This is a genomic window from Arthrobacter sp. 05L45_2 (assembly GCF_056397525.1).
The window spans coordinates 1-9,176 of record NZ_JBFTNO010000126.1; the positions used below are offsets into that span (position 1 = coordinate 1).

The 9,176-nt window shown below is 67.6% G+C and carries 8 protein-coding genes; 7 read left to right on the forward strand and 1 reads right to left on the reverse strand.

The window, feature by feature from the left end:
• Positions 1-115 precede the first annotated feature (115 nt).
• The 4 genes from clpX (at position 116) to AC1DHD_RS10675 (ending at position 4,733) form a co-directional block, all read left to right on the forward strand.
• Complete coding sequence (gene clpX / locus AC1DHD_RS10660) at positions 116-1,396, forward strand: ATP-dependent Clp protease ATP-binding subunit ClpX (RefSeq protein ID WP_476879694.1); 1,281 nt, start codon at positions 116-118, stop codon at positions 1,394-1,396.
• Between the two features lie 134 nt (positions 1,397-1,530).
• On the forward strand, positions 1,531-2,148 hold the full coding sequence (locus AC1DHD_RS10665) for a mycothiol-dependent nitroreductase Rv2466c family protein (RefSeq protein ID WP_476879695.1): 618 nt from the start codon (positions 1,531-1,533) through the stop codon (positions 2,146-2,148).
• A 349-nt stretch (positions 2,149-2,497) separates the two neighbouring features.
• The gene (locus AC1DHD_RS10670) at positions 2,498-4,327 is read left to right on the forward strand and encodes a glycoside hydrolase family 15 protein (protein WP_476879696.1); all 1,830 of its coding nucleotides are present in this window, start codon (positions 2,498-2,500) and stop codon (positions 4,325-4,327) included.
• A 112-nt stretch (positions 4,328-4,439) separates the two neighbouring features.
• Positions 4,440-4,733: a putative quinol monooxygenase gene (locus AC1DHD_RS10675; RefSeq protein ID WP_476879697.1), complete on the forward strand. Its 294-nt coding sequence runs from the start codon at positions 4,440-4,442 to the stop codon at positions 4,731-4,733.
• 81 nt (positions 4,734-4,814) lie between these two features.
• On the opposite strand, the gene valS is transcribed toward AC1DHD_RS10675, so the two are convergent.
• Positions 4,815-7,433 carry a valine--tRNA ligase gene (valS, locus tag AC1DHD_RS10680; RefSeq protein ID WP_476879698.1) on the reverse strand — a complete coding sequence of 873 codons (2,619 nt, stop codon included), beginning with the start codon at positions 7,431-7,433 and terminating at the stop codon, positions 4,815-4,817.
• A gap of 74 nt (positions 7,434-7,507) precedes the next feature.
• On the opposite strand from valS, the gene AC1DHD_RS10685 reads away from it, so the two are divergent.
• The 3 genes from AC1DHD_RS10685 to AC1DHD_RS10695 all read left to right on the forward strand — a co-directional run.
• Entirely contained in the window at positions 7,508-7,870 is a 363-nt protein-coding gene (locus AC1DHD_RS10685) for a DUF488 domain-containing protein (protein ID WP_476879699.1), read from the forward strand.
• Positions 7,871-7,910: 40 nt separating this feature from the next.
• Positions 7,911-8,696 carry an SDR family oxidoreductase gene (locus AC1DHD_RS10690; protein WP_476879700.1) on the forward strand — a complete coding sequence of 262 codons (786 nt, stop codon included), beginning with the start codon at positions 7,911-7,913 and terminating at the stop codon, positions 8,694-8,696.
• Positions 8,697-8,846: 150 nt separating this feature from the next.
• Positions 8,847-9,176 (forward strand): glycerophosphodiester phosphodiesterase family protein (locus tag AC1DHD_RS10695; protein WP_476879701.1); only part of this gene is annotated, 330 nt, incomplete at its 3' end.

Genomic DNA, 9,176 nt, shown 5'->3' on the forward strand with positions numbered 1-9,176 from the left:
GAGTGGAAGAAGTCACGGCCGCGTCCCGCGTGGGGCGGCCGCGACTCCACTAACGGAGTGCAGCGCTGCACTGGAGCACAACCCAGCCGGCAGCAAGATACTAAGGGGTTCACATATGGCTCGGATTGGCGAGAGCACCGATCTGCTGAAGTGTTCTTTCTGCGGAAAGAGCCAAAAGCAGGTCCGCAAGCTCATTGCCGGGCCCGGCGTCTACATCTGCGAYGAATGCATTGAACTCTGCAACGAGATCATTGAAGAAGAACTCGCCGAAGTAGCTGACCTGGGCAGTTTCGAACTGCCCAAGCCCCGCGAAATCTTCGACTTCCTGCAGGAATACGTGATCGGCCAGGAGCCCGCCAAGCGCTCACTCGCCGTCGCGGTCTACAACCACTACAAGCGCATCCAGGCCGGCCACGCGCCGAAGAGCGGTGCGCTGGCCGAGGGCGGCCACCATGATGACGTCGAGATCGCCAAGTCCAATATCCTGCTGATCGGCCCCACGGGCTGCGGCAAAACGTACCTGGCGCAGACCCTCGCCCGCCGCCTCAACGTCCCCTTCGCCGTCGCCGACGCCACCGCGCTCACCGAGGCCGGCTATGTGGGCGAAGACGTCGAGAACATCCTGCTCAAGCTCATCCAGGCCGCTGACTACGACGTCAAGAAGGCCGAGCAGGGCATCATCTACATCGACGAGATCGACAAGATTTCCCGCAAGAGCGAGAACCCCTCCATCACCCGCGATGTCTCCGGCGAAGGTGTGCAGCAGGCGCTCCTGAAGATCCTCGAAGGCACGGTTGCCTCGGTCCCGCCGCAGGGCGGACGCAAGCACCCGCACCAGGAATTCATCCAGATCGACACCACCAACGTKCTCTTYATCGTGGCCGGCGCCTTYGCCGGCCTSGAGGAGATCATCGGATCCCGCTCGGGCCGCAAGGGCATCGGGTTCGGCGCCCCGCTGAACGAGGTCAAGAACACCACGGACTCCTACGGCGAGGTCATGCCGGAGGACCTGTTGAAGTTCGGCCTGATCCCCGAATTCATCGGCCGCCTCCCCGTCATCACCACGGTCTCGAACCTGGACCGGCCGGCGCTGATCCAGATCCTGTCCACACCCAAGAACGCTTTGGTCAAGCAGTACCAGAAGATGTTCCAGCTCGACGGCGTCGAGCTGGTGTTCGAGGACGAGGCCCTGGACATGATCGCGGACCAGGCCCTGGAACGCGGCACCGGTGCCCGCGGGCTCCGGGCCATCATGGAGGAAGTCCTGTTGCCGGTGATGTTCGACCTGCCGAGCCGCGACGACGTCGCCAGCGTGGTCATCACCGAAGACGTGGTGGCCAAGAAAGCCGAGCCCACCATGATCGCCCACGACGTGAAGCGGCGTAAATCCGCCTGACGCCTCGGTAGCCCGCAAGGGCGGCCCGGAATAAATCCGCCCGTCAATCCGCTGTGCATAGCTGATGCGCCCTGCCGTCCGGACCAGCAGCCGGATGCGGTGCAAACCGCCCACACATCCCAAGGAGAGTTTCCGTGCCTGAAACGATTGCGAACAAAGCAGACTTCTGGTTTGACCCCCTGTGCCCCTTCGCCTGGGTCACCTCGCGCTGGATCGGTGAAGTGGAAGAAGTCCGCGACATCAAGACCGAGTGGCACGTGATGAGCCTCGCCGTCCTGAACGAGGGCCGCGACGAGCTGCCCGCCGAGTACAAGGAAATGATGGCCAAGGCCCGGGCGCCGGTACGGGTCATCATCGCCGCCGCCGAGAAGCTCGGCGCCGAATACATCAAGCCGCTCTACGACGCCATGGGCACCAAGATCCACAACGAAGGCAACAAGGACTTCGCCGAGGTGATCGCCAAGTCCCTCGCCGAGACCGGCCTGCCGGCTGAACTTGCCGCCGCCGGACAGAGCGACGAGTTCGACGGCCAGCTCCGCTCCAGCCACGAGGCCGGCATCTCGCTGGTGGGCCAGGACGTCGGAACCCCGGTGGTGGCGGTCAACGGCACGGCGTTCTTCGGGCCCGTCCTGACCCGCATCCCGCGCGGTGAAGAAGCCGGCAAGCTGTGGGACGCCACGGTGACCCTCGCGTCCTTCCCGTCCTTCTTCGAGCTCAAGCGCAGCCGCACCGAGAGCCCCGTTTTCGACTAGGCCGCCGCGCGGCCGGGCGTCCCGTCCGGCCGCTCCAGGGCCCCGGAAGAACTACTGCCATGTAGTTCCTCCGGGGCTCTTGTGCATCCGAAAGGGCGGGAGAACAATAGAACTTACCCACCTCGAAAGAAGCGGGACGCAGGAACCAAAGATTCAGTGACACTCATCCGACGCAGCCTTCGGCAAAGTCAGATGATGGCTACCAGTGACGAGGTAGGAAGACCTGAAATTCCACGGATCCCGCCAGATTACCTAAGACGTCACGTGGTAATCGAAAAGTCGAAGCCCCACCAACCGCAAAAAGCTGATGGGGCTTCCCCTTTGCCCAAAATCGCTGGAGGGTGGAGCGGTGAGCACTGAGCCGATCGCGAACTACGCGCTGCTGTCCGACTGCCGGTCCGCCGCGCTGGTCAGCGCCGCAGGTTCCGTCGAGTGGCTCTGCTTCCCGCGGTTCGATAGCCCCTCCGTCTTCGGAAGGCTCCTCGGCGGGGATGCCGGTCTCTGGTCCATCCGCCCCACCGCCGAGTATTCGACCACCCGGCGGTACGTGGGTCCGTCCATGGTGCTCGAATCAACGCACACCACCTCCGGGGGACAGCTCACCGTCAGCGACGCCCTGGCCCTCGGCGAGGGCCGGCGGGGCCACGAGCTCGGGGATGGCTCGCCCGGGACGCTGCTGCGCTGGTTGACCTGCACCTCAGGGACCGTCGAGGTGGAAGTGGTCTTCGGGCCGCGGCCGGGTTACGGCCTGATCGTCCCGCGGCTGCACCCCGTCGACGGCGGGCTCCTGATCCGGTCCGCGGACGGCGACCTCGCCCTGTCCTCAACCGCACCCTTACGGCCCGACGGCGGCACAGCCCGGGCCGTCCTCCGCCTCACCGCCGGCGACACCGCCGGCTTCGCGCTGCACTGGCAGGAGGCCGCGGACAGTGAGCCTGCACTGTGGAGCCGGCAGCAAATGGCGGAACGCCTCGCCGACACGGTCGAAGGCTGGACCAGCTGGTCCTCGATCCACCAGAACTACCGCGGCCCATGGCAGGACCTGGTCGCGGGCAGCGGCCGGGTGCTGCAGGCACTGAGCTACTACCCGTCCGGCGCCATCGTGGCAGCCCCGACCACATCGCTGCCGGAGGTGGCCGGCGGCACCAGGAACTGGGACTACCGCTACACCTGGGTCCGCGACGCGAGCATGACCCTGCAGGCCCTCTGGGTCGCGGCGTGCCCGGACGAGGCAGGGAAGTTCTTCCAGTTCCTGGCGACGGCCGCGGCCCGCCAACTGGCCCGCGGCGAGGAACTGCAGATCATGTACGGCGTCGGGGGTGAAAGGGAACTGCCGGAACGGGTGCTGCCACACCTTCCCGGCTGGCGGTCCAGCGCCCCCGTGCGGGTGGGGAACGGCGCCTGGAACCAGCGCCAGCTGGACGTCTACGGTGAACTGCTGGACGCCGCGGCCACCATGCCGGAGTTCCTCGACGGGCTGGCCCCGGAGACCCTGCGCTTCCTCGCCGATGCCGCGGACGGGGCCGTGGCCCGCTGGCGGGACCAGGACCAGGGGATCTGGGAGGTCCGCGGCCGGCCCCGGCATTACCTGTACTCCAAGCTGATGTGCTGGGTGGCGGTGGACCGGGCCATCATCCTGGCCCCGGTCCTGCAGGCCACGGACCGGGTCCCTCGCTGGGCCGCCGCGCGGGAGGACATCGCCGAATCCATCCGGTCCCTTGGCTGGAGCGACGCCGCGGGAGCGTACACCCAGGCCTACGGGACCGAACAGCTCGATGCGTCGGCGCTGATRCTGGCGATCGTCGGGTTCCTCCCAGCCGATGACCCGCGTTTCCTGGCCACGGTGGACGCCATCGAGCAGCGGCTCACCGATCCCCGGGGTCTGGTCTACCGGTACCACAGCGACGACGGGCTCCCGGGGGAGGAGGGCACCTTCCTGCTCTGTACCTTCTGGCTCGCCCATGCCCTGGCCCTGGCTGGCCGGACGGAACGGGCCAGGGCGGTCTTCGAGCGCGCGGCGGGATTCGCCACCGGACTGGGCCTTATGGCGGAGGAAGTGGCGCAGGACAGCGCGGAACTGCTCGGGAACTTCCCGCAGGCGTTCAGCCATATCGGCCTGGTCAATGCCGCCTGGGCCATCAGCGAGGCGGAACGGCTGAACAGCGGCTCGGCTGCCTAACCGTGTTCGCAGCACCGGTGGCAGCGGGGCGATGCGACGCCTGAGGAACAAGCCGGGCCGCGCCGCTGTTACCGCCAATGACCCTCTACCCGCACGCGAGCATTGGAGCGCCATGCCCATCACCGCCCACCTTGACCTGACCCTCACAGCGGAGTCCCTGCCCACGGCACCGGCTGTGCTCCGAGACATCCTTGCCGATACCCGGGCCTTCGACGGCTGCCTGGGCGTCGACATCCTGGTCGACAGCACCAACCCGGCGCACGTCCTGGTGGTGGAGCAGTGGGAATCGATGGAGCACGATGCCGCCTACCGTGCCTGGCGTGCCGGCGAGGGGGCCAGCGGTCTGGGAGCGCTGCTCGCGGCCCCGCCGGTGCTGACGCATTTCGAGACCTCGTTCGGGCTCTAAGCCGGACGACCCCACGAAAGAGGGTCCCCGGGCCGGCCGCAGCCGGCCCGGGGACCGTCTTTTTTGTGAAAGGAAGCCGGCCTAAGCCTGTGCGGGCTCCTCGGCGGCCGCCAGGACCACGTCGCTGACCGTCAGTTCGCCGTCGCCGGCCATCAGGGCCAGTTCCCGGGCGTTGGCGGCGGCCTTGAGGTCACCCAGGCCCGCCGTCAGCTGCGCCGTCAGGCTCTCGGACGCCGTGATGGTCGCGGAGAGCACCTCGGTGCGCTGCTTGACCTTGGCCTCGGACTTGGCCTTCCGGATGCCGCCGAGCGCGGCGCCGACGGTCGCGAGCAGGGTAGTGTCACCGTCGATCTCCACGGCCGCCGGCCACTGCGCACGGTGCACCGAGCCGGTCCGCCACCAGCCCCAGACTTCCTCGGTCGCAAACGGCAGGAACGGGGCGAAGAGCCGCAGCAGGGTGTCGAGGCTGGTGGCCAGGGCAGCGAGCACGGATGCCTGCTGGGCGTCGCCGGCGGCACCGTAGGCGCGGTCCTTGATCAGCTCCACGTAGTCGTCCGTGAAGTGCCAGAAGAAGCTCTCGGTGATCTGCAGCGCCCGGGCGTAGTCGTAGTTCTCGAACGCCTTCGTGGCCTGGGTGACCACGTCGGAGAGCTGCGCGAGCACTGCACGGTCCAGGGGGTTGCTCAGCACCGAGAGGTCGGAGGTGACAACGGAATCCTCGGTGGCGCCCAGGTTCAGGACGAACTTGGAGGCATTGAGCAGTTTGATCGCCAGGCGGCGGCCGATCTTCATCTGCGCGATCTCGTAGGCGGTGTCCGCGCCGAGCTTGGCCGAGGCCGCCCAGTACCGGACGGCGTCCGAGCCGTATTCGTTCAGCACATCGGTGGGGACAATCACGTTGCCCTTGGACTTGGACATCTTCTTGCGGTCCGGGTCGAGGATCCAGCCGGAGATCGCGGCGTGCTTCCACGGCGCGACGTCCTGGAGGGCATCGGCGCGGACGGCGGTGGAGAACAGCCAGGTCCGGATGATGTCGTGGGCCTGCGGGCGCACGTCGAACGGGAAGACCGTGGCGAAGAGGTCCTCGTCGGTGCTCCAGCCGCCTACGATCTGCGGGGTCAGCGAGGACGTCGCCCAGGTGTCCAGGACGTCGGCGTCGCCGGTGAAGCCGCCGGGGACGTCGCGCTGGGTTTCCTCGTAGCCGGGGGCCGCGTCCGCGGCGGGATCCACGGGGAGCTGCGCGTCGGCAGGCAGGATGGGCGCGTCGTAATCCGGGTTGCCGTCCGCGTCGAGCGGGTACCAGACCGGCACCGGGACGCCGAAGAACCGCTGGCGGGAGACCAGCCAGTCGCCGTTCAGCCCGGTGATCCAGTTCTCGTAGCGGGACCGCATAAAGGACGGGTGGAAGTCGATCTCGTTGCCGCGGCTGATCAGGCGTTCGCGGCGTTCCTCGTCGCGGCCGCCGTTGCGGATGTACCACTGGCGGGACGTGACGACCTCGAGCGGCTTGTCGCCCTTTTCGAAGAAGTTGACCGGGTGCATGATCTTCTTCGGCTCGCCGTCGAGCAGTTCCGCCGCGGCGAGGAGTTCCACCACGCCTTCCTTGGCGCTGAAGACGGTCTTGCCGGCGATCGCCTCGAAGGCGGCCTTGCCTTCCGCGGACGTGATCCACTCCGGGGTTTCGCCGATGATGCGGCCGTCGCGGCCCACGATCGCGCGGGTGGGCAGCTGCAGTTCGCGCCACCAGGTTACGTCGGTCAGGTCGCCGAAGGTGCAGACCATGGCGATGCCGGAGCCCTTGTCCGCCTTGGCCAGCGGGTGGGCCTTGACCTCCACCTTGACCCCGAAGAGCGGAGAGGTGACCGTCTTGCCGAACAGCGGCTGGTAACGCTCGTCGTCGGGGTTCGCCACCAGGGCGGCGCAGGCGGCGAGCAGCTCCGGGCGGGTGGTCTCGATGTAGATCTTCTCGCCGTCTTCAGTGAAGAACGGGTAGCGGTAGTAGGCGCCGGCGACCTCGCGGTCCTCCAGCTCGGCCTGCGCCACGGCGGTGCGGAACGTGACATCCCACAAGGTGGGGGCCTCAGCCATGTACGCGTCGCCGGCCGTGAGGTTGGCCAGGAACGCCCGCTGCGAGATAGCGCGGGACTTGTCGTCGATGGTGCGGTACGTCAGGTCCCAGTCGACGGACAGGCCCAGGGTCTGGAAGAGGTTCTCGAAGACCTTTTCGTCCTCGACGGCGAGTTCCTCGCAGAGTTCAATGAAGTTCCGCCGCGAAACGACATCGAAGTCGCGCTGGTTCTTGGCCGGCTCGGCCGGCGGCCGGTACCCGGCGTCGTACGGGATGGCCGGATCGCAGCGCACGCCGTAGTAGTTCTGCACGCGCCGTTCGGTGGGAAGGCCATTGTCGTCCCAGCCCATGGGGTAGAAGACGTTCTTTCCGGTCATCCGCTGGTAGCGGGCCAGGACGTCCGTCTGCGTGTAGGAGAACATGTGTCCCACGTGCAGGGAACCGGAGGCCGTGGGCGGGGGAGTGTCGATCGAGTAGACCTGCTCCCGGGTGGTCTCCCGGTTGAACTTGTAGGTCCCTTCGTCAAGCCAGCGCCGGGTGAGGGCGGCTTCCAGCCCCTCGAGGGCGGGCTTGTCCGGAACGTTGATGGGCGCGGTGGTGGGCGTGTCTGTACCCTGAGTGTCTTCAGCCATGGGCCAATTCTTCCATCTTTTTCTGCGGCCTTCTCCGGCAGCGCCGCCGTGCGTCCTGCAGTAGCATGCAGCGCATGGAAGAAAGTGCCGGCCGCTTCGTCATCAAGCGCATCTATGAGGAGCCCGCCGCCGACGACGGATACCGGGTCCTGGTGGACCGGCTCTGGCCGCGCGGCATCAGCAAGGAACGCGCTCAGCTCGGGCTGTGGCTCAAGGAAGTGGCGCCGTCGCCGCCCTTGCGCACCGAATTCGCGCACATGCAGGAACGCTTCGCGGAGTTTAGGGCGGCCTACGAGGCGGAGCTCGAAACCAGCCCCGCGGTCCGGACGCTGCGCGAGCTCGCGGCGGAGCATGGAGCTGTGACGCTGCTCTTCGGCGCGCGGGATCCGGAGACCAACCACGCCCGGGTGCTGCTGGAGTTCCTGCAACGGAAGTAGCAGTAGGAAATGGGGCGGATGTTCCCGTTAGGGTGGTGCCATGACTGAGGGAATCAACAACGCAGGAACTGCCGGCAGCGCACAGGGGAAGGCGGCGGTTGTTACCGGCGCCAGCACCGGGATCGGCGAGGCCACCGTACGCGCGCTCCGGCAGGAGGGCTGGACCGTCTTCGCCGTCGCCCGCCGGGCCGACCGGCTTGAAGCGCTCGCGGCCGCGACCGGCGCCGTTGCCTTCCCCGCCGATGTGACCGACGACGCCGACGTCGCCCGGCTGGTGGAGCAGGTCACCGCAGCCGGCGGGATCGACACCCTGGTCAACGTCGCCGGCGGCGCGCGTGGCGCGGACAAGGTGGCCGAGGCACGCACCGAGGACTGGGCCTGGATGTACGAGGTCAACGTGCTGGGCACCATGAAGCTCACCCGCGCCTTCCTCCCGATGCTGCGCGCCTGCGGCGAGGGCACCGTTCTGAACCTGACCTCAACCGCTGGCCTGTCCGCCTACGAGGGCGGCGGCGGCTACAACGCCGCCAAGTTCGCCCAGCACGCCCTCACCGGTGCCCTGCGCCTGGAAGAGGCCGAACACAACCTCCGCGTCATCGAGGTGGCGCCCGGCATGGTCCAGACCGAGGAGTTCTCGCTGAACCGGCTTGGTGACCAGGGCGCCGCGGAAAAGGTCTACGCCGGTGTCGCGAAGCCGCTCACGGCTGACGACGTCGCCGACGTCGTCCGCTACGCGGTCACCGCGCCGCACCACGTGAACCTGGACCAGATTGTGATCCGTCCGGTAGCCCAGGCCTCCAACTTCAAGGTGATCCGCAAGGGCTAGGCGGGGGCCGCCGGGGTAGGCGGCCGGCCGGCCGACCCCTGACGTTTACCCGCGCGTCGCACGGCGGATGCGCGGGGGTGGGCAGACGTTGGCCGGCGCGGGACACCGTGGGGGTGCAACTGCACACCACCAGAGTGGAGAACTTTTCCCATGCGAACCCCCACGAAGCCCACTGCTTCGATTCTCAGCGCCGCCGCACTAGGCGCCGCCCTGCTCCTCACCTGCTCCATCCCGGCCCAGGCCGCCGACACGCACACCGGCAGCGGCCAGGGCGATGGTGCCGCCAACCACTTCGACCTTCAGGCCCACCGTGGGGGCATCGGCCTGACTGTGGAGTCCACCCTGGCCTCCTTCGCGAAGGGCATGGAGACCGGCGTTTCGACGCTGGAACTTGACCTGCAGATCACCAAGGACGGCCGCGAGGTCATCACGCATGACCGCAAAATCAGCGCCAAGAAATGCCTGGACACTGCTCCTGTC

What these genes read in the sequence shown, in the direction of transcription:
- AC1DHD_RS10675 (WP_476879697.1), top strand. Translation starts at nt 4,440, where the DNA reads ATGCCCATCACCGCCCACCTTGACCTGACCCTCACAGCGGAGTCCCTG.
- valS (WP_476879698.1), bottom strand. Translation starts at nt 7,433, where the DNA reads ATGGCTGAAGACACTCAGGGTACAGACACGCCCACCACCGCGCCCATC.
- AC1DHD_RS10685 (WP_476879699.1), top strand. Translation starts at nt 7,508, where the DNA reads ATGGAAGAAAGTGCCGGCCGCTTCGTCATCAAGCGCATCTATGAGGAG.
- AC1DHD_RS10690 (WP_476879700.1), top strand. Translation starts at nt 7,911, where the DNA reads ATGACTGAGGGAATCAACAACGCAGGAACTGCCGGCAGCGCACAGGGG.